Below are 24,687 nucleotides of genomic sequence, written 5' to 3' on the forward strand. Positions count from 1 at the left end.
CGCGCTGTGCGTGCGGGTCATTCGCCGCCGGGCGTGCGGCACGCGTCGCATTGCACCTGCGTGACCGTGCGCTGCGCCGGGTCGGCCGTGAGCCGGACGGCCGACAACTGGTTTCCCCATACACATCCCGAATCGAGCGCGACGAGGTTGTCGCGCAGCATCAACCCGAGCGCGGCCCAGTGGCCGAATACGACCGTCACGTTTTCAGTGCGGCGTGCCGGCGCGTCGAACCACGGCAGGTAGCCGGGCGGCGCGCTGTCGGGGCCGCCGTTCGCCTTGAACTCCATCGCGCCGTCGGGCGTGCAGAAGCGCAGACGCGTGAACGCGTTGAACGCGACGCGCATCCGGTCGCGTTTTTTCAGGTTCGGGTTCCATTGGTTCGGCTCGTTGCCGTATAGCGCCTGCAGCGTCTCTCGCCAGTCGGGGGCGCGCAGCGCGCGCTGGAGTTCGTCGGCGAGTTCGAGCGCGAGCGTGACGTCCCATTGAGGCAGCACGCCCGCGTGGACGAGGAGCTTGCCGTCGTCGAAATGTGCGAACGGGCGGTGGCGCACCCAGTCGAGCAGGGCGGCGGCGTCGGGGGCGGCGAGGATCTCGCCGATGGTGTCGCCGGGACGCTCGGTGCGGATGCCGGCTGAGACTGCGAGCAGGTGGAGGTCGTGGTTGCCGAGGACGACGGTCGCGCGGGGGCCGAGGTCGACCACGGCGCGGAGAGCGGCGAGTGAGCCGGGGCCGCGGTTGACGAGGTCGCCGGCGATCCAGAGGGGGGTGTCGGAGGGCGGCGACAGCTTGTCGAGCAGCGACTGGAAAGCGGAATGGCAGCCTTGGATGTCGCCGATGGCGAGGGGGGGGGGTGTCATGAAAGGCGAATCCTTCGGGTTTCCTGGATAAACGAAGAGTAGTCGGCGGGCGACGGCATTTTCGGGATTGTGTTCTCTACAAGGTCGTTGATTTGAAAAGAAATTTCGTTCTGAGCAAGGGTGCGGAGCGCTGTATCAAGTTGTTAGCGGCATGGCTTTTGCCTGGCGCGGCTCCCTATAATTGTCGTTTTCCCGAACAAAATTAGCATTTCATGACTTTGGCGGTCATGTCGACCGGTTAAAATTCCCGGTCTGACGCGGCGACGATGGTTGCTTGCTATGAATCTGAAGCGGTCGGTGCCCAACGGCGCCTGCCGCGCATTACTAGAGGGAGCCTCATGATCCTGGTTACGGGCGGCGCGGGTTTTATCGGTGCCAACTTTGTACTTGATTGGCTGCGCGATTCCGACGAGGCCGTGCTTAACGTCGACAAGCTGACGTATGCCGGGAACCTCCGCACGCTCAAGTCGTTGGACGGTAACCCAAAGCACGTGTTCGCGCGCGTCGATATATGTGACCGTGACGCTCTCGATGCGCTGTTCGCCGAGCATAAGCCGCGCGCAGTGCTGCACTTCGCCGCCGAAAGCCATGTCGATCGTTCGATCCACGGTCCTGCGGATTTCGTACAGACCAACGTCGTTGGCACGTTCACGTTGCTCGAGGCGAGCCGCCAGTACTGGAATTGTCTGAACGACGCCGACAAGGCAGCGTTCCGTTTCCTGCACGTGTCGACCGACGAAGTGTTCGGCTCGTTGTCGGCGACCGATCCGCAATTCTCCGAGACGACGCCGTACGCGCCGAACAGTCCGTATTCCGCGACGAAGGCCGGCTCCGACCATTTGGTGCGGGCCTACCATCATACGTACGGCCTGCCGACGTTGACGACGAACTGTTCGAACAATTACGGCCCATACCAGTTCCCCGAGAAGCTGATTCCGTTGATGATCGGAAATGCGCTCTCCGGCAAGCCGCTGCCGGTGTATGGCGATGGCCAGAACGTGCGCGACTGGTTGTATGTCGGAGACCACTGCAGCGCGATCCGGGAAGTTCTCGCACGCGGTATCCCCGGCGAGACGTACAACGTCGGCGGCTGGAACGAGAAGAAGAACCTCGACGTCGTGCACACGCTGTGCGACCTACTCGACAACGCGCGCCCGAAGGCGGCCGGTTCGTATCGGGATCAGATTACCTATGTGACGGATCGCCCGGGGCACGATCGCCGCTACGCCATTGATGCGCGCAAGCTCGAGCGCGAACTCGGCTGGAAGCCGGCGGAAACATTCGAAACCGGCCTCGCGAAGACGGTCGACTGGTATCTCGATAATCAGGCCTGGGCTGACGAAGTGGCGTCGGGCGAGTACCGCAAGTGGGTCGAGACCAACTACGGGAAACGAGCCTGAGGAGCAATGCGATGGCACGTAAAGGCATAATCCTCGCCGGCGGCTCCGGCACACGGCTGTATCCGATCACGCACGTCGTGTCGAAGCAGTTGCTGCCGGTGTACGACAAGCCGATGATCTATTACCCGCTATCGACGCTGATGATCTCGGGTATTCGCGATGTTCTGATCATTTCGACGCCGCAGGACACGCCGCGCTTCGAGTCGATGCTCGGTGACGGCGGCCAGTGGGGGATGAATATCGAGTATGCGGTGCAGCCGTCGCCTGACGGTCTCGCGCAGGCGTTCATCATCGGCAAGGAGTTCGTCGGCAATGATCCGTCTGCGCTGATTCTCGGCGACAACATATTCTACGGCCACGATTTGGCGAAGCAGCTCGAGCGTGCGCACGCGCAGGAAACCGGCGCGACGGTGTTTGCATATCACGTGCATGACCCGGAGCGTTACGGCGTCGTCGAATTCGACAGGTCGTTCCGTGCGCTGTCCATCGAAGAGAAGCCAGCGCAGCCGCGTTCGAACTATGCAGTGACCGGCCTGTACTTCTACGACAACCGGGTGTGCGACATCGCGGCCGACATCAAGCCGTCGCCGCGAGGCGAGCTCGAAATCACGGACGTCAACTCGCGATATCTTGAGAATGGCGCGCTCAATGTCGAGATTATGGGGCGCGGGTACGCGTGGCTTGACACCGGTACGCACGATTCGCTGATCGAGGCGGCCAGCTTCATCGCGACGCTGCAGAAGCGGCAAGGCCTAGTAGTCGCGTGCCCAGAGGAAATCGCCTACCGCCGGAACTGGATCGACGCGGAACAGGTGCTGAAGCTTGCACAGCCGCTCGCGAAGAACGCGTACGGGCAGTATCTCAAGAACATTCTTACGGACAGGGTTGCATGGCCATCCAAGTAACGGCGACGGCGCTGCCCGAAGTCAAGATCATCGAGCCGAAGGTGTTCGGCGATGCGCGCGGGTTCTTCTACGAAAGCTTCAACGAGAAAGAATTCGCCGAGCAGGTCGAAGCCGGCGTTGAATTCGTGCAGGACAATCATTCGCGGTCGTCGAAGGGTGTGCTGCGCGGGCTGCACTACCAGATCCAGCACGCGCAGGGCAAACTCGTGCGCGTCGTCGAAGGCGAAGTATTCGACGTCGCGGTCGATATTCGCCAGCATTCGCCGAACTTCGGCAAGTGGGTGGGCGTTATCCTGTCGAACGACAATCATCGTCAGCTATGGGTGCCACCTGGGTTCGCGCACGGTTTCGTCGTGCTGTCGGACGCAGCGCAATTCCTTTACAAGACGACTGATTACTGGTTTCCGGAACACGAGCGCAGCATCGCGTGGAACGATCCGGCGATCGGGGTCAAATGGCCCATCGATTTCGAGCCGCTGCTGGCCGCGAAGGACGCGGCGGGTAAGCGTTTGAGCGAAGCTGAAGTCTATGCGTGAGTTGGGCGTGAAACCTGAGCCGACGATTCTGGTGACGGGTGTGAACGGCCAGGTCGGATTCGAGCTGTTGCGCGCGTTGCAAGGGTTGGGGCGCGTGGTGGCGTGCGATCGTCCGATGCTCGATCTGTCCGATCTCGAGCGCGTGCGTGGTGTCGTGCGCGGGCTGAAGCCGTCGATCATCGTGAATCCGGCCGCCTATACGGCCGTCGACAAGGCGGAGACGGACATCGATGCTGCGCGTCGGATGAACGCCGATGTACCACGTGTTTTCGCGGAGGAGGCAGCGCGCAGCGGCGCGGCGCTCGTTCATTACTCGACCGATTACGTGTTCGATGGCACGAAAGAGGGCGCCTATGTCGAAACTGATGCGGTCAACCCGCAGAACGTCTATGGACTGACCAAGCTCGAAGGCGAGCAGGCGATCGCCGCGACGGGATGTGCGCACCTAGTTCTGCGGACGAGCTGGGTGTACGGCCGACGCGGCAAGAACTTCCTGCTGACGATGCTGAAGCTAGCGAGCGAGCGTCCGGAACTGCGCGTAGTTGCGGATCAGATCGGTGCGCCCACCTGGTCGAAGACTATCGCCACGGCTACGTCGCACATCGTCGCACAGGCGTTGGCTGCTGATGACGCGCACTGGTGGGCGCAGCGTTCCGGCGTGTATCACTTCACGTCGGCTGGTGCGACATCGTGGCACGGGTTCGCCGAAGTCATCTTTGCCGAGGCGATGGGCGAGCGTGCGCCGAAGGTCGTACCGATACCGGCAAGCGACTATCCGGTACCTGCGAAGCGTCCGGCAAATTCGAGGTTGTCTCTCGACAAGCTGGCCGGGACGTTCGGCCTGCACATGCCGTTTTGGGACGATGCATTACGGCTCTGTCTGAGTGAGTAACTCCAACGAACTATCGACCCGTGGGGAGCGCACGGGCATCGTGATCGTCTTCTATCGGCCGGACTGCGCGTGCGTGGCCCGGGCGAATCGGCTCGCGGCTACGTGGCCATGTGTCGTCGTCGACAATACCGAATCTGTATCCACGGCGGATGCGTTGGGACTGGACGACGAGATTGTCTATCTGGCAAACGGTTCGAACCTGGGCATTGCAACGGCGCTCAACCAAGGCGTCGAGCGATTGCTCGACGCAGGGTGCACGAGTGCGCTGCTGTTCGATCAGGATAGTGAACCCTCGACGCAACTGCTGACCGAACTGCCGCAACTGCTCGATGATGAGCGTGCGCACAATCAGCGTGTGGCTCTCATCGGGCCGGCATACGAAGATGCACGCTTGGGAGGAATCGCACCGTTTGTCCGTTTTGGCTACCTGAAGCTGCAACGCGTTGAGCCGAACGGGACACGGCCGATCGACGTCGATTTTCTGATTACGTCAGGTTCTTGCGTCAATCTCGCGGCGTGGCGCGACATCGGTCCCATGGACGATTCACTGTTCATCGATTTCGTTGATCTGGAGTGGTGCGTTCGCGCCCGTTCGAAAGGCTATGCGGTACTCGGTGCGCCGACATTGCGGCTTGCGCACGAACTTGGCGGTGAACCCGTGCGCGTGTTCGGCAGAAAATATCCGGGGCATAGTGCGGTGCGCCATTATTACCTGTTCCGTAATGCCGTGGCGCTGATCAGGCGCGGTTACGTGCCCTGGACCTGGAAATCGACCGAACTCGTCAAGATGCCGTTTCGTCTTGCGATCTACGCGCTTTTCATGCAGCCTCGCCTGACTCACTTGCGGCTGTCGCTGCTGGGCATCTGGCACGGGATAGTCGGCCGTGCCGGAGCGCTCTGATTTCGTTGGCGATAATTGTTCGAAGATTCCCTATCCATTCATTTTTTGAAAGCTTGCATGCTGAATCTCTCACTCGTTGACCTCAAGAAAAGCATCGCATCGTGGCGATTGTGGACGCTGCTCGGGTGGCTCGAAATCCGGCAACGCTACGCGCGTTCGCGCCTCGGGCCATTCTGGCTAACTATCAGTATGGGCGTGATGATCACGTCGCTGGGTATCGTCTACGGCACGCTGTTCGGGCAGAAGATCAACGAGTATCTGCCGTTTCTCGCGTGCAGTCTCGTGTTGTGGGGCATGTTTTCCGCAACCATCCAGGAAGGCAGCGTCGCATATATCAATAGCGCGTCCTATATCCGGCAGATGGCCACCCCAAAGCTGATTTATATCCTGCAAGTCGTCTGGCGGAACCTGATCGTTCTCGCCCACAATTTTCTGATTGTGATCGTGTTGCTGGCGATTTTTGGCGTAAAGCGGTGGGACACGCTGCCGATCTTCATACCGGCGCTCATGATTTATGTCATCAACGCGATGTGGATCGCAATGACGATCAGCTTGCTGTCAGCGCGTTTTCGCGACCTCCCGCAGATTGTCGGCGCATTGCTCCAGGTTGCGTTCTACGTGACGCCGGTCATCTTCCGTCCGGACTCGCTGACCCGCTTCTCGTTCATCGTCGAATGGAATCCACTCGCGTATCTGATCGACCTCGTGCGTAGTCCGTTGATCGGGCAGGTGCCGAGCGTGACGACATGGGCGGTCACGATTGGCATGGCGCTGATTGGATGGCCTTTCGCGATGCTGATGACCGGGCGCTATCTCAAGCGCATTCCGTACTGGGTTTGAGGTACGTACCATGGCATACATTGAATTGAACAACGTGACGCTTGATCTGCCGATCTTCGACGTGCAGGGGCGATCGCTCAAGAAACAAGTGCTCCGCATGGGACGGCGCAACCGGATAGCCGAAGGTAACGACGGTGTCATCGTCGTGCGTGCCCTCGATAACGTAAACCTGCGTTTCGAACGAGGTGACCGCGTCGGTCTGATCGGGCATAACGGTGCGGGGAAGTCGACGCTGCTTCGCGCGATGGCCGGTATCTACCCGCCCACCGCTGGCACGCTGTCGCGCGACGGGAAAGTCGTACCGTTGCTCGATATTGGGCTCGGCATGGACGAGAATTCAACCGGTATGCAGAACATCCGGCTCCGTGGCTTACTGCTCGGGATGTCAGATTCGGAGGTTCGTGCGAAGCAACGAGAAATCGCCGACTTTTGCGAACTGGGCGACTATCTCGATCTTCCTATTCGTACGTATTCCAGCGGGATGAAAGTGCGACTCGCGTTTGCGGTGTCGACGGCGGTCGACGCTGAAATTCTGCTGCTTGACGAGGTGATGGGCGTTGGCGATGCATCCTTCATGCATAAGGCCGAGGCGCGGCTGGCGGATCTTCACAGTCGCGCTGAGATCGTCGTGCTTGCGATGCACTCGAACTCAGAGATCCGTAAGGTGTGCAACAAGGTGCTCTGGATGGAGCGCGGAAGTGTACGGGCGTTCGGGCCGACGGAGGAGATCGTGTCGGCATACGAAGCGGCAACGGCCTGAGCAATCGTCGTAAGCTCCGAACCTGATGAACGCCGCGTTGGCCGTTCGCGGGTTCGTTGTGAGGCAGGCGGCCGCGATGGCAGCGGGCGCAATGGGTGGGCCGCAAGATATGGCAAGGTGTGGGGCAAATTGAAACTGTTGGAGATACATTCGCTGGCGAAACGGGTAGCCGGAGGTGGTGGCCTCCGCGCTGTCCTGCGCAAGGCATATGGCGTATATCGCCGCGAGGGCATCGCTGGCGTGATGCACAAACTTGTTTGGCTGCGGGCCGGTGCGCCGGGGATCATTGGTCGTGACGACTATGTCGATTGGGTGCATCGCTACGACCGGGTCGATGATGCAACGCGGGATGCCATTCGGCGGCACATCGCCGGGTTCGATCGCCTGCCGGTGATTTCCGTGATCATGCCAGTGTATAACCCCAGGCCCGAATGGTTTGCAGCGGCAATCGATTCGGTACGTGGCCAGCTTTATCCTCATTGGGAATTGTGCATCGCCGATGACGTATCGACTGATCCGGCTGTTCGCCCGTTGATCGAGCGTTACATGAGCGAGGATCGGCGTATCAAGGCTGTATTTCGCGAACAAAACGGGCATATTTCTGCCGCCTCGAACAGCGCGCTGGCGTTGGCGACGGGCGAGTGGGTCGCACTCCTCGATCACGACGATTTGCTGCCGGAACATGCGCTTTACCATGTGGCTAACGTCATCGAGCAGAATCCTTCCGCGCGCATGATCTACTCGGATGAGGACAAAATCGACGAGTCGGGTGTACGTCACGATCCCTATTTCAAGTGCGCGTGGAATCCCGACTTGTTCTACTCGCACAACATGTTCAGCCATCTTGGCGTTTACGACAGAGCGTTGCTGAATGAAGTGGGAGGGTTCCGCGTCGGGTATGAGGGCTCGCAAGACTACGATCTGGCATTGCGCTGTATCGAACGCACGGATATCGCGGCAATCCATCACATTCCACACGTGCTTTATCACTGGCGAGTTCATTCGGAGAGCACCGCGTTCAGCTCGGACGCAAAGCCGTACGCTGCGGTCGCTGGAGAGCGCGCCCTCAACGAGCATTTCGAGCGGCGGGGCGTGGACTGCACAGTCGAGCACATCGGCTATGGCTATCGAGCCCGGTATGCGTTGCCGGGAAGGCAGCCGCTCGTCAGCCTGATCATTCCAACGCGCAATGCCGCCGAACTGGTGCGCCGATGTATCAGCAGCATTTTCGAGAAAACGACGTACGCCAACTATGAAGTGATCCTGATCGACAATGGTTCTGACGATCCGGAAGCCTTGCGCTATTTCGACTCGATAGCCGGGGATCCCCGTATCCGCATTTTGCGCGATGACAGTCCGTTCAATTATTCCGCGTTGAACAATGCGGCCGTTGGACAGGCGAACGGCGAGTTGGTCGGGCTGCTGAACAACGATGTCGAAGTCATATCTCCTGACTGGCTGTCGGAAATGGTTGCGTTGGCGTTACAACCGGACGTTGGGGCCGTGGGGGCGAAGCTTCTTTATCCCGACGATACAATTCAGCATGCCGGACTAGTTTTGGGAATTCTGGGCGTGGCCGGGAACGCCCATAAACACCTGCCACGCGCGGCGCGCGGATATTTTGGTAGAGCGGGCCTCATCAACGCCTTCTCTGCAGTCACTGCGGCTTGCCTTGTCGTACGCACGTCTATCTATCGCGAGGTGGGCGGATTGAACGAGCGGGATCTGGCGATTGCCTATAACGATGTCGACTTTTGCCTTCGCGTCGGAGAGGCCGGCTACCGAAACGTGTGGACCCCATTTGCAGAGTTGTACCACCACGAGTCGGCCACGCGAGGACGTGACGACGATCCTGTCAGGCGAGCGCGCTTCGAGCGCGAGTTCGAGTATATGAAGGAACGTTGGGGGCACCGCCTGAAGCACGATCCTTTCTACAGCCCGAATCTTACTTTGGCGCGTGACGACTTTGGTTTGGCATGGCCGCCGCGGGTGGAAGTGCCCGCATAGCCCCGTGTGCCGAACTTCTCGCACATGCAGTTCTTAGAGCATCATTATTTTACGGAGTTGACGTGAACGTATATCCGGTTGTCTTATGTGGCGGCAGCGGTACCCGACTCTGGCCGATGTCGCGCGGTGGGTACCCGAAGCAATATCTGAAGCTGACGGGCAGTCATACGCTCGTACAGCAGACGGTACGGCGTTTGCATGGTATGGCGGACGTGAATTCGCCGATCGTGATCACCAATACGGAGCAGCGCTTCCTCGTTGCTGATCAATTGCGCAGCATCGACGTGACGCCATCTGCGGTCGTACTCGAGCCGGTTGGAAGGAATACGGCGCCGGCGGTGGCCGCCGCCGCGCTGCTCGCACTGGAACAGACGCCGGACGCCTTGCTGCTCGTGTTGCCTTCGGATCACGTCATTCTCGACGAAGCGGTCTTCGCACGAATCGCGTCGACTGCCCGGGACATCGCGAACGAAGGCCATCTGGTGACTTTCGGTATCGAACCTACAAGGCCGCATACCGGTTACGGCTATATTCGTCGCAGCGACGCACTGGCGTCGCATGAAGGCGCCTACGGCGTGGATGCTTTCATCGAGAAACCGGACGGTGCCACGGCGGAGCGGTTTCTCGCGGACGGTGGCTACTATTGGAACAGTGGCATGTTCATGCTCAAGGCGTCCGTGTACCTCGAAGAACTAGCGCGCTTCGAGCCCGCCGTTCTCAAGCAGGTCGAACTGGCGCTCGCGCAGGCGAAGCGTGACGATGATTTCGTGCGACTCGATCCGGCTGCGTTCCAGGAAAGCCCGAATATCTCGATCGACTATGCGGTGATGGAGAAGACCCATCGCGCAGTGATGGTGGCGACAACCGGCCTCAACTGGAGCGATATCGGTTCGTGGGCAGCGCTCGCAGAGATTTCCGCCACCAACGAGAAAGGCAATACGGTGCTGGGTGATGTGCTGACAGACGAAGTGACCGACAGCTACATTCGCGCCGATCACAGGATGGTTGCCGCGATCGGTGTCAAGGATCTCGTCATCGTCGAAACGGCGGATGCGGTGCTCGTCACCCATCGCGACGAGTCGGAACGCGTGAAGAAGATCGTCGAACGGCTCAGCGCGATGGGCCGCCATGAATCGGTCACGCACCGGAAAGTCGTTCGGCCTTGGGGCTCTTATGAAAGCATCGACCAAGGCGAGCGCTTCCAGGTCAAGCGCATCATCGTCAATCCGGGCTCATCGCTGAGTCTGCAAATGCATCATCACCGCGCGGAACACTGGATCGTCGTCCGTGGCACGGCACGCGTTTTCAATGGCGATCTGGTGACGTTGCTAAGCGAAAACCAGTCGACCTACATTCCGCTCGGTGTGACACATCGTCTTGAAAATCCTGGCAAGATCCCGCTCGAACTGATCGAGGTCCAATCCGGGGCATACCTCGGCGAGGACGACATCGTCCGCTTCGAGGATCACTACGGGCGGGTGGTTGCGTCGTCGTAAGCGCCACGTTAATCGCCGAGGTCAGATCTGGCACGCTCGTCCTGGACGCGTGTCGGTAATCGAAAGCCCGGTGGCGAAGGCGGAAAGGTGGCGCCCGAGCATCCGTGCCATCCATGAACGGAGCCGCTGTCCGCCGGTTTGGAAATGAACCTAGCCACGGTTGGGACAAGGGTATTCCCCGGCTGCCAACGTAAAGCAAACATGACTATTGAAACTGCACTCAAAAAATCCCTGCTCGTCATTCCATCGATCAATGGCGCCAAACTTCTGGAGCGAATGCTGCCAACGCTTCGGATTCCTGGTGAACTGGTCGTGGTGCTGGATCAGGGGAGTGCGGACAATACTGAAGAGGTATGTCGCAGCGCAGGCGTCGGCCTGCGGCAGCTTGGGCGAGCGCATACGTACACCGAGGCGTGCAACATCGGCGCGGAAATGGCCAAGGAGCGCGGGTGTGATTTTGTTTTTGTCGCCAACAACGATCTCACGCTTACAACCGATGTGATCCGAGAGTTGCTTGCTGAGCTTTTGACGGATCCGGACCTCGCCATCGTTGCGCCGGCACAGATCCTCATCGACAAGAGCGCCACAGAAAGGAAGCTGGCCTACCGGGCATACTGGGATCTCGAGACGTTGACTTTCAAGCACGATTTCGTTCCGCCGCCGGGCGATACGAAGCGTCTGGAGGCTGATTTTTGCGAGTTGACTCTTGCTGGCGTGCGCATGTCGGTCATCGACAAGATTGGTTTTCTCGATAACGAGTATGGGTTTTATCACGAGGATGCGGACTTCGGTTTTCGCGTGCGCGACGCCGGATACACCTGCGCATATCTGACCTACTCGCAGATCGAGCACTGGACGAGTTCGACCGTTGCTGAGAAACCGAGTGAATTCAAGCGCAACTACCTCGCGAAGAACAAGCTCCTGTTTGCCCAGAAGTTTCTTGGACACTCTGTTTCCCACAGGAATCACCACTCGAAAGAGACCAATTCCTGGAACATCGTCAACAAGAATCTTCATCCCTATTTGAGGCGCTACGGTCTCGTTCATCCTGCTGCACCCGAGCTTGTCTTTTCGCATCCGGGCGCGAAGCCTTTCGATTGTCTTTATACGGTTTGGGAGACGTCGCGCTTGCCCGAGTCGTGGCTGGAGTTCAAAGAGCGCTACAAGATGGTGCTGACGTCTTCCCGTTGGGGGGTAGAGGTACTGAAGAGCGCCGGCTTTGATCGTGTTCATTACGCTCCTCTCGGTATCGAAAGCGATGTCTTTCAACCGTGGGGACCGTCGATGCGCTTTTCGGACGGGAAGACCTTTCTGTGGTTTGCCAGCAATCAGTACCGGAAGGGGCTCGACGTCATGGTCAAGGCATGGCGTTCCTTTCATCGCTTGCGGCCTGATGCCAGGCTGATCCTGATGGGCACGGGCGTATTGAAAGCCATGCCGAATCCTGACAGCACGCGCATCTGGAAGAACTTTCGCATAGCAGAATACTTTTCGGAAGGGATCGCGGTTTACGAAAGCTTCGCAGGCATGGACGAGGAGTTTTTGGCGGCGCTTTATCGCAGTGCGGATTTCACGGTTTGCTCGTCGCGCTCGGAGGGGTTCGGGTTCGGAATTGCCGAGTCCATGGCGTGCGGTACGCCAGCCATTTTCGGGAATTTCAGCGCAATGGCTGACTTTACGATTCCTGGTGCGTTGTTGTTGAACGGAACAGAAATCCCGGCCGATTACTCCGACAAGGGTTTCGGCATGATCGGCACTTGGTGGGAGCCATCCGCCGAGCATCTGGTGACGTTGCTGCTGGAGGCGAACGACATGGACGCGGCACGATACCGGCTCCTTTCGGAGGCGGGCGTTCGAGCTATTCGCACGAAATTCTCGTGGCGCGAATGCAGTCTGTCGATCCGTCGAGCGTTGATCGCGGAAAACGAGGGGAAACTCGAGGTATCGACAGCGCGGTCGAAGACGTCTTCGAATGTACGCGGCATGGGCGGAATGCAGCTGCCGTCGTCTGGCGAAGCGGGCTGGACCACGACCGGTGCGGGCGCGTCAATGAGATGGAAGGGCGTTGTCGTGCGAGGGTTCCGTCGTAGCGGCTTTCTGGCGAACTTCTTTGCGGACCGTTTGGAGCAACAGGGCTGGAAGCACGCGCTTGCGATATCGTCGAAGCAACTGATCGCTCCTTTTTTCCGGACGCGGATGCAGTGGCTCAGACACCGCATCGCGGGCGAAGGGCAGGCATCGGACCACCAGACGCCGGTTCTCCCGATCCGCTTCACGAGCGAACCGCTGGAACTGCGCGACGGGGTCCTGTTTATTGGCTATGCCGAGGGTGCATTGGGCCTGGGGCAAGCATTCCGTGCGAATCTGACGGCGGCCGAAGCGGTCGATTTGCCGTTTTCTGTCTACCCGTTCCGAGTGGGGATCGAAAGCCGATTGATCGGGGAATACATGCCCGACCGGTACGACAAGAAGCGTCCTTACGACGTCAACGTGATCGAGGTCGCTTGCGACCAGGTGCCTGCCGTGTTTCGGGAACTGGATCCACGGCTGTTGGCGCAGTCCTATAACATCCTGTGTCCGTATTGGGAGCTTGCGAGGGCGCCGGAGGCTTGGCGCGGAAATCTTGCTCACATTCACGAAATCTGGGCACCCAATACGTTTATCGCTGATGCGTTCGCGCATATCTTCGACGGACCAATCACCGTCATGCCGCCCGCGATGGATGATACCGGCGGAGATCACCCGGGGCGGGCGCACTTCGGCATGGACGAGGAGCGCTTTTATTTCATGTTTAGCTTCGATTACTACTCGTCGCCGTTCCGGAAGAATCCATTGGGTGTCCTGCGGGCATTCCAGGAAGCTTTCCCGCTTGGCGACGAGAATGTCGGGCTGGTGATCAAGTCCACCGGGGCACCCGATCACTTCCCCGACATCAAGGCCGTCGTGATCGATGCAATGCGACAGGATCCTCGGATTCTCATGTTTGACTCGAACATGGCGCGCGACGAGATGCTTGGCTTGATCCGTTCGTCGGATGCTTACGTCTCGTTGCATCGTGCCGAAGGTTTCGGCCTCGGCATGGCGGAAGCGATGACGTTTGAGCGGATCGTCATTGGTACCGATTATTCTGGTTGCACCGATTTCCTGACTGCCGAGACAGGTTATCCGATTCCGTACCAGTTGCGACCGGTGGCGTCCAACGAATATCCGTGGTCCGAAGGGCAGTCTTGGGCGGAGCCCGATCAGGCTGCCGCAGTCGAGGTGATGCGGCGCGTTGCGGCGGATCCGTCGGAAGGGCGCAGGCGTGGCAGGGTCGCGCGCGAGCGCATCTGGCGCAGCTACGGTTCTGTTCCGGTGGGCCAGGCTATGCGTGGCCGGCTCGAAGTGATTTGGGCGGAACGTCGATCCGAACGGTTGTCACGCGATTGAGAATCAGTCGCTCAACATCGCATCGCTTGAGCGCATGACGTTCACTTGATTTATTTTGCCAAGTTCCTGTCGAGATTGCGTGAAGGGGAAAATTGATACTCCTCCAACATCTCAAACGCAATTCGGAGCACTTATGACTGTGAGCCAACTGAAGCAAACCATGAAACGCTTCGCGCGACCTTTGCTGGGTCCATTGCTGTTTCGTTTGAATCGGCCGTTGATGTTGATCGAACCCCGGCTCCAACATATCGAAAACGAACTGCGATCGTCCTCGGCAACCACGGATCGCCTGAAGCAGGAGTGCAGCCGTAGCCAGCGGACGATCGACGATCTGACTAAGGTCTGGTTGCGGGTGCGGAACGACATGAGCGGAATCGACAATCGGCTCGCACACCTGTCGGACATCGAAGAAAGGCTGCAAGCGGGGATCGAAGCGCGGCTCGACGCGGCTGTCGCAACGGCGGTCGAAAAGCGTCTTGAAATGGCGTCGAGCGGCTTTGCGCAGCCGATCGACAGTCTTCGTCAAGACATGGCGCGACGCAGTGCTGAGGTCGATGGCACATTGCGCTACTTGCTCGACCGCGTCGAGTTCGTACGTCGCGAAATGATGTACGAACTGAGCTACGGTGCCGGACGCAATGCCCGCCCGGGCGTCGTATCGGATGATGTCGTCGCGAAGATGCTGGCGCCGGACAAAGTGGAGCGGGCCAAGGTTGCGGGCAATTTCAAGGTTAACCTGGGATGTGGTCACATCGCGATGCCGGAGTACGTCAATGTCGATGCCCGTGAGGTTCCGGGCGTCGATGTGGTGGCCGATGTCGGCGCTTTGCCTTTTGACAAGGGAAGCGTCGACGAAGTGTTTTCGTCACATCTCGTCGAGCATTTCCCGCAGGAGGAACTGCGTCGGCGATTGTTACCGCACTGGCGGTCCATGTTGAAACCCGGCGGACGCTTGCGTGCGATCGTGCCCGATGGGGAAGCTATGCTCAACGCGGTTGCGGCAGGCAGCTACTCTTTCGATGAATTCCGCGAAGTGTTGTTCGGAAGTCAGGACTACAACGGCGATTTCCATTTCAACCTGTTGACGCCGGAAAGTTTCACGAAATTGGTCGAAGAAGCCGGATTCGGGCAGGTCGAAGTGCCGGTCCGCGGCCGCCGCAACGGTCAGTGCTTTGAATTCGAGCTGTCCGCGATTCGCTCGGGGTCGGCGGACGAACATCAATGAGTGCCGACGGGAAACCGGCGTGCTGAATCGTACTGGCGTGCGTACTCATCATTAGAAGATCTAATCGTGCTTTCAGATACCAAGAAGCGCCGCAGGCGAATCCTTATCGTCAGCAATCTGTTTCCACCACACGTGTTGGGTGGTGCCGAGGTTGTGGCTCGCCGTCAGGCACTCGGGCTGGCGGCGAGCGGTCATGACGTGATCGTGTTTACGGGAAGGATCGCGGAAAACGCAGACGCCCGAGGCCGTCTCGATCGAGAAGATGACGACGGGATGGTTGTGTGGCGTACCAGCGTGACGTCGTTCGAAGCCAGCGACAATTTCAGGAACGACCGCGTCGCGGAGCACTTCAGGGCCATATTGAATTCCGAGCAACCAGACTTGGTCCATTTTCACAATATGGCCGGTCTCGGGATGCATCTCATTCCATTGGCGCGACGTCGAGGCATTTCGGTCGTGGTCACGCTTCACGACCTGTGGGGGCTTTGCTACCGCGGAACGAAGCTTCGCGACGATGGTTCGATTTGCGGCAATACCGAAGAGTGCGGAACCCGTTGCAGCGCATCGATTCACCCGCATGATCTGACGCATTCGGTGCCGATGCGTTTGCGGCGAGACTATATCGTCTGGTGTCTCGGACACGCTTCGGCACTCGTGTCGCCGAGTGCCTCCCTCGCCGACGCGTACGTGCAGGCGGGCGCCGCTCAGCGCGATCGAACCTTCGTCATTTCGAACGGCATTGATCTCCGTCCGTTCCGCGAATTGAAGCGCGTGCCTTCCGCTGCGATTCGCTTTCTGTGCGTCGCCTACATGGGGGAACACAAAGGAATTCCGGATCTCATCGAAGCGGCGAAACGTCTGTCTGACGATGTATCGTTGAAAGGGCGTTGGTCGCTCACGATCGCAGGTGACGGCCACTTGCTGGGAGACACCCAACGTCAGATTGTCGATTGGGGGCTCGATGAGACTGTCCACTGCCTAGGGCGCGTGCCACGCGATCGGATCATTGAATTGATGAGTGCCAGTGACGTGATCGTACTGCCCTCGCGATGGCCCGAGAACGAGCCGGTGTCGCTTCTTGAGGCAATGGCTGCCGGTATGGCGCAACTGGCAACGGACGTCGGCGGGATCGGCGCGTTGATCGAGCAGGGAAAGACGGGGACGCTTGTGCCCCCTTGGGCTCCCGACCGGCTTGCCGAAGCGATGCGGGCATACATCGACGCACCCGAGCGCGCGCGAGAAGAGGGCGAAAGGAACGTGGCTCGCCGCGAAGGGTATACGGAAGAAGCCGCTGTTGCCCGCCTGCTTGACGTCTATGAGGACGTGCTGGCGGATCCGCGCTTATTGCCCAACGAACCGATGGTGTTGTGCGCGGGCGGTGCACCGAGCCGGGAAATTGCCGATGCGGTGCAGACGCTCCATCAGACGGAAGACGAGGTCGGCGCAGGGCGGCGCGTACGCTTGTTGTGGTACGACTGGCTGCCTGCGGACGCGTGGGCGGACGCGGCGGCCTTCTGGAACTGGAGCGAGGACATCGACTTTGCAGCTGTGTTGCAGGCCGTCCGTTGGGGACTGCCGATCATTGTCTCCGCCGAATGCAAACCTCTGTCGGTGGTGGGGCAGATGTTCGGCGGCGTTTGTGCGGTCGAGTCCGTTGCCGATGTTCGGGGCCTGCTGGCGAGCGTCGCGGTCGATCCCGCAGCATTGCCTCGCGCGTGGAATCCGCGCGGCGCCGCCGACATGCTCGCGACAATCGCGCCGCAAGCGTCCTTCCATATCCCTTGCCCAGACATTTGGCCATGAATTTGATGAAAGTAGAGCAGATGCGGCGGCGTCACTTCGTTATCTGCAACGAGCGCTTGCTACCGCGCTTCGGGGTGGATCGTCTCCTGTTGGTGCTGGGCCAAAGCTTGGTGCGGCAAGGGCATCTCGTTACGTTCGTGTGTCTACGCTGCGAAGAGGCTGCGGTTCGACAGGTTTCGCCTGCCTTGCAGATATGGGACGACGTCGGGCGTCTGTCGATCGTGTACGCGGAGGAGCGCGCGGCCGAGCATTTGCGTGAACGCTGGAGTCAGATGTTTGCCGAGCAGGGGCCGGATGTCGTTATCGTTGGCGGTTGGCCTTTTTTCTCAGCAGCATCGGTGTGCGCGGAGCGCGGCGCGAAGTCTGTCTTTATCGACGCCGGCGCGGTGCCTCAGGACGGCATGCCGGAGGGCGTGCTGCCGACCCAGCGCGAATTGCGGCGCATCCGGGCGCGCGAACTTCCCCGCTTCAGCGCCGTCCTTCCAATCAGCGCGTTCATTCGCGAAACCCAGACCTTGCCGGACCGGGGAAGCGCGGAGGGCGTGGAGACTATCCTGCTTGGCGCAGATCATTTGCAGAGTTCCCTGTTTGGCGCGCCTGACGGCAGTCACGTCGATGACGAGGCATTGAGTCGCGTACGATCTCTCGTCGCCACCGGTTTCAAGCCAGTGATGCTACTGGGGCGTTTCGAGCCGCTGGGCTACAAGAATGGCCCGGTCGGTCTGCAGGTATTTGAACGTATCCACGAGGTTGTTCCTGAGGCGAGGCTGCTGGTGTTGGCGCGCGAAGGGGAATTCGCGGTACCCGAAAAAATCGCCGATGTAGTCGTATTTCTCGGTTTCGTCGGGGATGCCGCACTCAACGAGATCATGCGCCAGTGTGAACTGGGCATGACGGTATCGCTATGGGAAGGCTTCAATTTGCCATTGGCGGAAATGCAGTGGTTGAGTCGCCCGGTACTTGCATTCAGTCTCGGCGCCCACCCGGAAGTCATTGCTGATCCATGGCTGCTCTGTGGTCAACCGGACGACATGGTCTATAAGGCTGTGCATATTTTGAGGCAGGGCATTCCGTCTCATCTGACCGAGGCCCGGTTCGAACGATTTCGGTCGTCCTTTGGCTGGAAAGCGACGCTTGAACAATATCTGTCCGCATTGGCGCGCATCGCGGATCAACCTGGGGGCGAGACGCGCCGTGCGGAATCCGCGACGTCCGCCGCCCCGCGATTGGTGCTGGTGGATTGCACCAACTCAGCCGTCGATCCCGCCAACCCCGGCGTGATTCGCGTTACACGACGTTTGTGCCGCGCGCTTCAGGGTTCGGCCGTGGTGATGCCGGTGTTCGTGTGTTGGGATCCGGACATCGAAGGCTATCGGCTCCTCACCGATCGCGAGGGAGAGACGTTGGCGACCTATGACGGACCTGTGCACATCTCGTTGCGGGAGGCGTTCGGGACTGTCGAAAATTGCCTGAAGGTGCTCGGTAACGGCAAGGCTCCGGTATTTTTTTTCCCCGAGGTCGCCTTGGATGGTACGGTGCACAGGCGCGTTTTATGGGCTCGTGCGCGGGATCTCGTTATCGGCGGCATTTTGTACGATGTCATCCCGATATCGCATCCCCCGTTTTGTGCGAGAGAAGTCGTCGAGAAGTTTCCCGGCTATCTGGAGGCACTGGCTTCGTTCGATACCATCTGGTCGATTTCGCGTGAGAGTCTCAAGGAGTTCCGGGACTATGCGGCGCGGGTGGGACTTCCATGCCCGTCGGGGGAAGCCGTCTATCTGCCAGGCCAGTTCGGTGCCAGGCCGCGTGTGCAGGCATTCGCCGAAGAGCCCGGTAACGGTGTACTGACGATCCTTTGTGTCTGCAGCATCGAACCGCGCAAGAATCACCGGACATTGGTGGAGGCCTATAGGTTGCTGCGAGCGCGTCGCCCGGATCTACCGTTGCAACTCGTTCTGGTTGGGCATCGCTTCGCCGAGGCGGACGACCTGATTGCGTGGCTCCAGCACATGATGGCGGAAGATCCAAGTATCAAATGGACCGGCTTGCTCACCGATGAAGCGCTTGCGGATGAGTTTCGCCGTGCCGCGTTTACCGTTTATCCGTCAATTGTCGAGGGTTATGGGCTACCGATCATGGAGAGCCTTTGGATGGGCACACCATGTTTGTGCCACTCCGACGGAGTCATGGCCGAACTCGCGGAAAACGGGGGCTGCATGACCGTGAACATGCTTGATGAACATGCGCTCGCAGCGGCGATGGAACAATTGGCCACGCAGCCGGCGTTGCGTCGCCGTTTGACGCAAGATGCTCTTGATCGCAAGATCTTCGATTGGGCGGATTACGGCTCGGAAATCGAGGCGCGAATAGCGGCGTGCGTCGGCTAAGGTGCCTCGACCTGCTTCGACGGCGGGGCGCGGAGCAAGCGGTGCTCGCCACGGTCCCCGCCCCGGTCGACCATAGTTCAAGTGTTTTCAGATAACTGCTCCGGTGGCCACGCGGACGCGAGGGGACCGGAGCAACGAGGAGGGGTCCTTGTGCCGGGTGATTTGACGATCGAAATGCTCGTGCCGTTCTTGCGCGTCCGCCGGTGTTCGACGGTTCACGCCCGAACTCCAATGCGACCCCTAATTTCAATATATCCGACGCTCGGTCATTGGTAGTTTGGACCGATAGGGTGTGGAGACGTCTCAGGTGGGACATGCGACATGACGAACGACAGTGGAGCGAGGGGCGTACCCGTTGCGCTGGCCAACCAGCACAGCCGCACGACGTCATCAAAAAATGTGGCTTCCCACGGTAATCTGGACAACGGATTTGTTCAGTGCGGACCGTCTCACCTCAAAAATGCTCTTAGGCGCATAGTTCAGGGATTTAAAATTTCTTTATAATTTTCGCTCGCTGTAAAGTTGCGAAGGTTGTCAGACAACCATCTTGTGTCAATTTCTCCGATTTGTGGCTACGTGAATGCTCGGATCGGCGCGCTATAAAGAGAGGCTAGGCATGACCGTATCGGGCGAGCGGGTTTTGATCACCGGAGCAGGGGGTGTAATCGGCCGCGCACTGAAGAAGGAGTTGAGCGATGCTGGGTACCAGAACGTCGTTGCAATTGCAAGCAGAGACGTTGATTTGAGGGATCAGATTGCGACGGAGCGCGCATTCGACGAGTTGCGTCCGACACTCGTGTTCCATTTGGCCGCCCGCGTCTATGGAATTATGGGGAACATGTCCAACCGTGGTGTTGCGTACCTGGACAACGTCCGGATCAACACTAACGTGATCGATGCAGCGCGCCAGACTGGTTGCCGCAAGATTGTCGCAATGGGTTCCACGGCAATTTACTCCGATCGCGTCCGCTTGCCGATGTCCGAGGACGAAATCTGGGTTGGCGAGCCCCACCACTCCGAAGCACCGTATGCGCACAGCAAGCGGAGCATGCTTGCGCAACTGGAGGCATACAAGGAGCAGTACGGTATCGACTACGCATTTTGCGTATCCACCAACTTGTTTGGGCCCTACGACAAGTTTGACGAGAAGTTCGGCCACGTCATCCCGTCGCTCGTGTCGAAGTTTCACCGGGCCGTCGACTTGGGCCAACCCCTCACGGTTTGGGGAACGGGGAAGGCCGAGCGCGATTTCCTGTTCAGCTCGGACGCTGCCTATGCCATGCGTCTCGTCGCGGAAAAACATAGCGGTGCGATCAATATCGCGACAGGTGAGTCGCACACGATCCGAGATACGGTTGATACGCTGTGTCGCATCTCGGGCTACCAAGGCGCTGTAGAGTGGGATGCGACGAAGCCAGACGGACAGAAATTGCGTGCGTACGACGTGTCGCGCCTGAAGGCCTTGGGATTCAAGCCCAGAGTGTCTTTCGAGGACGCCCTTGCAGCTACCTATGACTGGTATCGCAACAATGTTGCGACCGCCAGAAAGTAGGGCGCTTCGCACGGAGCGGGCTCGTTGCTTCGCGCGCGAGCCCGCAGTTCCCTCATCCATCGTTGCTGAGCGTGCCCACCAGATGAAATTTGTATCATACGCACAGAACTTCGAAGACGTCATGCTGTGGCGCGCTCTTGCCAAGGTAGAGCGTGGTTTTTACATAGACGTTGGCGCCTCGGAGCCGTATGCGGATTCAGTCACGGCCGCCTTTTATGAGCGTGGCTGGCGTGGCATAAATATCGAACCCATGAGCGGCCCGTTTGGTCGTCTCGTCGAAGCGCGACCGGAGGACGTCAATCTGGAAATCGCCATCGAGAATAAACGAACGGCTGCACGATATTTCGCCGTCGATGGCGGTAACGGGATTTCAACCGGCGTAAAAGCGCTGGCTGACTCGTATCGCGACTCGAATTGGGACGTCAGTCAGGTAACGGTTGCCGTCACAAAGCTGAGCGATGTTTGCGAGAAATATGTTGGTGATCGATCGATTCACTTCCTAAAGATCGATGTCGAGGGGAGTGAGCGCGAGGTGCTCGCCAGCGCAGATTTTGACAAATTTCGCCCATGGATCGTACTGGTGGAGGCCACGGAGCCGAACTCGCCAGTTCCCTCTCATTACGATTGGGAGGAACTCCTGCTGAACGCGAAATATCATTTCGTCTATTTCGACGGATTGAATCGATTTTACGTTGCCGATGAGAAATTCGAGGAATTTGCCCCGGCTTTCGCGACGCCACCAAACTGGTTCGATGGCTTCGTTCGTGCTACCGAGGCAAACGCCATGCGAAAGGCGGCAAATTTGGAGGCGAATCTGTCGGATGTGATGCGGCAGTTGAACGAAGTGCGAGATGGCTGGTTGATGGAAAGGGAAGGCCGCCAGAATATGGAGAATATGTTGGCCGAAGCACAAAAGGGATGGGCTCTGGAGAAGGGAGCACGTGAAAATCTGGAGGCAAGGCTGAGCGCCATTGATTTTCAGATCGGCAATGGTACACACGAATCCAATGGTGAATCGATGCGGGGGGCCGACGATTCCGAGCCGAACGCGAAGCGCTCCATTGACAATGAAGATGTCGGTGCGTCTCTTCGGGCAGAGATCGAAGCGTTGCGTGCACAGCTTGAGGATAGCGAGAGGCGGGTGTCGGCGCTTAATCGCGAAAGCGACAGTTGCTATCAGGAACTGTACGAGTCGTCGAGACATGCCGCATGGTTGAGCCACGAAAGAATTCGTCTCCTCTCGCGTGTCGACGAGTCCGAACGGCTCATTACGACGCTACGATCGCAAAAAGAAGAATTCGAGCGGCAAAGTGCAACTCTTCAATCGCGGAACCAACAGTTGTCAGCGGAACTCGCCGCCGAGGCACGGAAATCGGCGGACGCACTCCAAGCAGTATTCGCCAGTACGTCGTGGCGGCTCACGAAACCGCTTCGTAGTATCAAGCTCGCAATTCGACGATAGTCATGGTTTCTACGGAGCAAGTTTTGGCAGCTGAATCAGATTCGATTTGCGTGATCGGGCGGTGTACGTTTGGGACGGGCATTGGCGCGGTCACCTTCGCCGCGTGTGAGTTGCTGAGTCGATATTATCGGATCTCCATTTTTCCAACGGAGCCCCACTTCCGTTCGGAACGAGAGATCGTCCTGCCGAACGGCACTGCGATTCCTGTATGCACAGACCTGTCCAAGGTGAAGGTCGCTTTTTACACAGACGTGCTGTGGAACGGCGCATACGACTTCAACTACACGCTTGTTCCGCGCGATGCGTTGAGTTTTGCCCATGTGGCTTACGATTCCGACGAGTTGCCCCCGCAGTGGGTCAGGATTCTCAACGAGCATTTCGATTTCGCGCTATTTATGAGTCGACATCTGGAAGATGTCGCGTTGAAGTCGGGTGTCGAGATCGGCGTCGGCACACTGCCGCTAGCCCTGGATATCGAAGGGCTATTGAGCCGACCCTTCAGAGCGCAGGCGGGGAGCAAGATCAAGTTCTGCTCGATCGCTGCGTTTCATGCGCGCAAGGGCGTCGAAGCACTTGTTGAAGGGTTCATCAAGGCGTTCGGATCTCGCGACGATGTCGAACTGACCGTTCACTCGAATCTTGCAATCGGTGACAGCCTCGAGCGTGTCCGGCGACTGGTTGAGAGTCGGGATGCACGAAATATTGTGATCAGTTGTGCGCCGCTCAGTGATCAGGAAAAGAACGCGCTGATCGAAGGTTGCGACATCTTTGTCAATTGCTCCCGTGGAGAAGGCTATTCCATCGGACCGCGAGAGGCACTCGCGTTGGGCAAGGTGCTGGCAATCACCAACGTCGGCGGTCATAACGACCTGTATCTCGCGCCGGGGGTGTTTGCGATACCGGCGACGATCGTGATGCCTGCGCGGTATCCGGAGATCGATAACCTCGTTGCAGGACGGCAATATGCGGCTGACATTGCCGACATCGCGATCGCGTTGACAGATGCTTTCGAGTACGTGTCGTCCGGCCTGAGTGCACAGACGATGCGCGCGCGGCGCGAGCTTGCTGCCGAATTCAGCTTTACGAACCTGGCAGTGAACTACGCCGAATTGATCGACACCCGGCTCCGGTCCTTTCGCCCGCGGGAAAATGCGTCACGTTTCGCTAGACCGCCGGCACAATTGCTTGCCACGGTCGAGCGTGCAATCGGTTCTCGTTCCGCCGCCTTACCGGGTGTGGATCGCGTTATCGTGCAAGCGCATGACGGCGGCTTCTTCTCGGTCTTCAATGTATTCATGAGCCATTTGGTGTGGGACCAGGGTGACAAGAGATGTCACATGGTGTTGCCCGACTGGAATGTGGATCGCATGATCGATCGGCTGGGCACTGACAAATTTACGAGCTTCTGCTACGGACGCCCGGGCGAGGGGAATATCTGGTCGAAGCTTTTTCAGCCCCTTTACAGTCTCACCGAAGAGGAAATGGACGATGCAGATTTTCTGTACAAAAAGGGGCGTCCACCGCTTGCGACCTTTAATGAGCACCGCGAGCCGCAGCTCACCTATATTCACGCCTATAAGCTCTATACGAGCGGACAATTTGCTCGATTTCGCCGGCAATATCACAACGTCTTCAAGGATCACGTTCGCCTTCAGGAAAAATATCAGCAGGAACTCGACGAATTTCGCACTCGCCACTTCGAGGGAAAATTTGTCATTGCGGCGCACGTCAAACATCCGAGTCACGTCATCGAACAACCCGACGGCAAGATCGCACACGTGCAGGCGTATATCGACAAGGTCCGCTCTCAACTGAACGCTCGAGGAATCGACGAGAATTCGTCGGAATGGGCTGTATTTCTCGCGACGGATCAGGATCGTGTCGTCGATGCATTCCGGGCAGAGTTTGGTGACCGGATGGCATGCTATTCCGATGTCCGTCGGACGACGAGCGCGGAAGATGCGCGCTATGATCGGCTTACGCCCGAACAGCGACGAGCAGAAGGATTCCAGGTGCAGCACCTTGTCGCTGCGAACCAGGCTAACTGGGACGCCAGAATGGCGTGGGAAGTGATCCGGGATGCGATGACGATGTCCTATTGCCACGTACTGCTGCATATCGTGAGCAATGTTTCGACGGCGGTGTCGTACATGAATCCCGACATCGAACTCGTATTCTGTTCAGCAGACGAGCCCAGCCATGTAGGCGCGTGACCGCTGCGTCTTTTATCTGAGA

The 24,687-nt window shown here is 58.8% G+C and carries 17 protein-coding genes; 16 read left to right on the top strand and 1 reads right to left on the bottom strand.

Features of this window, described 5'->3' with window-relative positions:
- Positions 1 to 17: 17 nt before the first annotated feature.
- On the bottom strand, positions 18 to 857 hold the full coding sequence (locus MYA_RS03675; protein WP_014722552.1) for a symmetrical bis(5'-nucleosyl)-tetraphosphatase: 840 nt from the start codon (positions 855 to 857) through the stop codon (positions 18 to 20).
- A 338-nt stretch (positions 858 to 1,195) separates the two neighbouring features.
- On the opposite strand from MYA_RS03675, the gene rfbB reads away from it, so the two are divergent.
- The 16 genes from rfbB to MYA_RS03755 all read left to right on the top strand — a co-directional run bounded on the left by rfbB (position 1,196) and on the right by MYA_RS03755 (position 24,665).
- A complete protein-coding gene (rfbB, locus tag MYA_RS03680; RefSeq protein ID WP_014722553.1) occupies positions 1,196 to 2,257 on the top strand; it encodes a dTDP-glucose 4,6-dehydratase in 1,062 nt (353 codons plus the stop codon).
- A gap of 11 nt (positions 2,258 to 2,268) precedes the next feature.
- Complete coding sequence (rfbA, locus tag MYA_RS03685) at positions 2,269 to 3,162, top strand: glucose-1-phosphate thymidylyltransferase RfbA (protein ID WP_041493764.1); 894 nt, start codon at positions 2,269 to 2,271, stop codon at positions 3,160 to 3,162.
- Positions 3,147 to 3,698 carry a dTDP-4-dehydrorhamnose 3,5-epimerase gene (gene rfbC, locus MYA_RS03690; RefSeq protein WP_014722554.1) on the top strand — a complete coding sequence of 184 codons (552 nt, stop codon included), beginning with the start codon at positions 3,147 to 3,149 and terminating at the stop codon, positions 3,696 to 3,698. The genes rfbA and rfbC overlap by 16 nt, the downstream gene beginning before the upstream one ends.
- Positions 3,691 to 4,590: a dTDP-4-dehydrorhamnose reductase gene (gene rfbD, locus MYA_RS03695; RefSeq protein WP_041493765.1), complete on the top strand. Its 900-nt coding sequence runs from the start codon at positions 3,691 to 3,693 to the stop codon at positions 4,588 to 4,590. Before rfbC ends, rfbD begins: the two co-directional genes overlap by 8 nt.
- Complete coding sequence (locus tag MYA_RS03700; protein ID WP_014722556.1) at positions 4,583 to 5,491, top strand: glycosyltransferase family 2 protein; 909 nt, start codon at positions 4,583 to 4,585, stop codon at positions 5,489 to 5,491. Before rfbD ends, MYA_RS03700 begins: the two co-directional genes overlap by 8 nt.
- A gap of 57 nt (positions 5,492 to 5,548) precedes the next feature.
- The gene (locus tag MYA_RS03705; RefSeq protein ID WP_041493767.1) at positions 5,549 to 6,331 is read left to right on the top strand and encodes an ABC transporter permease; all 783 of its coding nucleotides are present in this window, start codon (positions 5,549 to 5,551) and stop codon (positions 6,329 to 6,331) included.
- A 10-nt stretch (positions 6,332 to 6,341) separates the two neighbouring features.
- Positions 6,342 to 7,091: an ABC transporter ATP-binding protein gene (locus tag MYA_RS03710; RefSeq protein ID WP_014722558.1), complete on the top strand. Its 750-nt coding sequence runs from the start codon at positions 6,342 to 6,344 to the stop codon at positions 7,089 to 7,091.
- A gap of 129 nt (positions 7,092 to 7,220) precedes the next feature.
- Positions 7,221 to 9,098 (top strand): glycosyltransferase family 2 protein, encoded by a 1,878-nt coding sequence (locus MYA_RS03715; protein WP_041493768.1) that lies wholly within the window; start codon positions 7,221 to 7,223, stop codon positions 9,096 to 9,098.
- A gap of 62 nt (positions 9,099 to 9,160) precedes the next feature.
- Entirely contained in the window at positions 9,161 to 10,594 is a 1,434-nt protein-coding gene (locus tag MYA_RS03720; protein WP_041493769.1) for a mannose-1-phosphate guanylyltransferase/mannose-6-phosphate isomerase, read from the top strand.
- Between the two features lie 201 nt (positions 10,595 to 10,795).
- Positions 10,796 to 14,023, top strand: a complete 3,228-nt coding sequence (locus tag MYA_RS28915) for a glycosyltransferase (protein ID WP_014722561.1) — start codon at positions 10,796 to 10,798, stop codon at positions 14,021 to 14,023.
- A gap of 133 nt (positions 14,024 to 14,156) precedes the next feature.
- A complete protein-coding gene (locus MYA_RS03730; RefSeq protein ID WP_081057399.1) occupies positions 14,157 to 15,248 on the top strand; it encodes a class I SAM-dependent methyltransferase in 1,092 nt (363 codons plus the stop codon).
- A 66-nt stretch (positions 15,249 to 15,314) separates the two neighbouring features.
- Positions 15,315 to 17,051, top strand: coding sequence for a glycosyltransferase family 4 protein (locus tag MYA_RS03735; RefSeq protein WP_158333092.1), 1,737 nt, complete (start codon positions 15,315 to 15,317; stop codon positions 17,049 to 17,051).
- Positions 17,048 to 19,438, top strand: coding sequence for a glycosyltransferase family 4 protein (locus tag MYA_RS03740; RefSeq protein WP_041493771.1), 2,391 nt, complete (start codon positions 17,048 to 17,050; stop codon positions 19,436 to 19,438). Before MYA_RS03735 ends, MYA_RS03740 begins: the two co-directional genes overlap by 4 nt.
- A 616-nt stretch (positions 19,439 to 20,054) precedes the next feature.
- Positions 20,055 to 20,990 carry a GDP-L-fucose synthase family protein gene (locus tag MYA_RS03745; protein WP_041493940.1) on the top strand — a complete coding sequence of 312 codons (936 nt, stop codon included), beginning with the start codon at positions 20,055 to 20,057 and terminating at the stop codon, positions 20,988 to 20,990.
- A gap of 82 nt (positions 20,991 to 21,072) precedes the next feature.
- Positions 21,073 to 22,452: an FkbM family methyltransferase gene (locus MYA_RS03750; RefSeq protein WP_041493772.1), complete on the top strand. Its 1,380-nt coding sequence runs from the start codon at positions 21,073 to 21,075 to the stop codon at positions 22,450 to 22,452.
- 23 nt (positions 22,453 to 22,475) lie between these two features.
- On the top strand, positions 22,476 to 24,665 hold the full coding sequence (locus MYA_RS03755; protein WP_238539580.1) for a glycosyltransferase: 2,190 nt from the start codon (positions 22,476 to 22,478) through the stop codon (positions 24,663 to 24,665).
- Positions 24,666 to 24,687 lie beyond the last annotated feature (22 nt).

The sequence above is a fragment of the Burkholderia sp. KJ006 genome (genome assembly GCF_000262695.1).
Classification (GTDB): Bacteria; Pseudomonadota; Gammaproteobacteria; order Burkholderiales; family Burkholderiaceae; genus Burkholderia; species Burkholderia vietnamiensis.

What these genes read in the sequence shown, in the direction of transcription:
- MYA_RS28915 (WP_014722561.1), top strand. Translation starts at nt 10,796, where the DNA reads ATGACTATTGAAACTGCACTCAAAAAATCCCTGCTCGTCATTCCATCG.
- MYA_RS03750 (WP_041493772.1), top strand. Translation starts at nt 21,073, where the DNA reads ATGAAATTTGTATCATACGCACAGAACTTCGAAGACGTCATGCTGTGG.
- MYA_RS03745 (WP_041493940.1), top strand. Translation starts at nt 20,055, where the DNA reads ATGACCGTATCGGGCGAGCGGGTTTTGATCACCGGAGCAGGGGGTGTA.
- rfbD (WP_041493765.1), top strand. Translation starts at nt 3,691, where the DNA reads ATGCGTGAGTTGGGCGTGAAACCTGAGCCGACGATTCTGGTGACGGGT.
- MYA_RS03705 (WP_041493767.1), top strand. Translation starts at nt 5,549, where the DNA reads ATGCTGAATCTCTCACTCGTTGACCTCAAGAAAAGCATCGCATCGTGG.
- rfbB (WP_014722553.1), top strand. Translation starts at nt 1,196, where the DNA reads ATGATCCTGGTTACGGGCGGCGCGGGTTTTATCGGTGCCAACTTTGTA.
- rfbC (WP_014722554.1), top strand. Translation starts at nt 3,147, where the DNA reads ATGGCCATCCAAGTAACGGCGACGGCGCTGCCCGAAGTCAAGATCATC.
- MYA_RS03740 (WP_041493771.1), top strand. Translation starts at nt 17,048, where the DNA reads ATGAATTTGATGAAAGTAGAGCAGATGCGGCGGCGTCACTTCGTTATC.
- MYA_RS03730 (WP_081057399.1), top strand. Translation starts at nt 14,157, where the DNA reads ATGACTGTGAGCCAACTGAAGCAAACCATGAAACGCTTCGCGCGACCT.
- MYA_RS03710 (WP_014722558.1), top strand. Translation starts at nt 6,342, where the DNA reads ATGGCATACATTGAATTGAACAACGTGACGCTTGATCTGCCGATCTTC.
- MYA_RS03675 (WP_014722552.1), bottom strand. Translation starts at nt 857, where the DNA reads ATGACACCCCCCCCCCTCGCCATCGGCGACATCCAAGGCTGCCATTCC.
- rfbA (WP_041493764.1), top strand. Translation starts at nt 2,269, where the DNA reads ATGGCACGTAAAGGCATAATCCTCGCCGGCGGCTCCGGCACACGGCTG.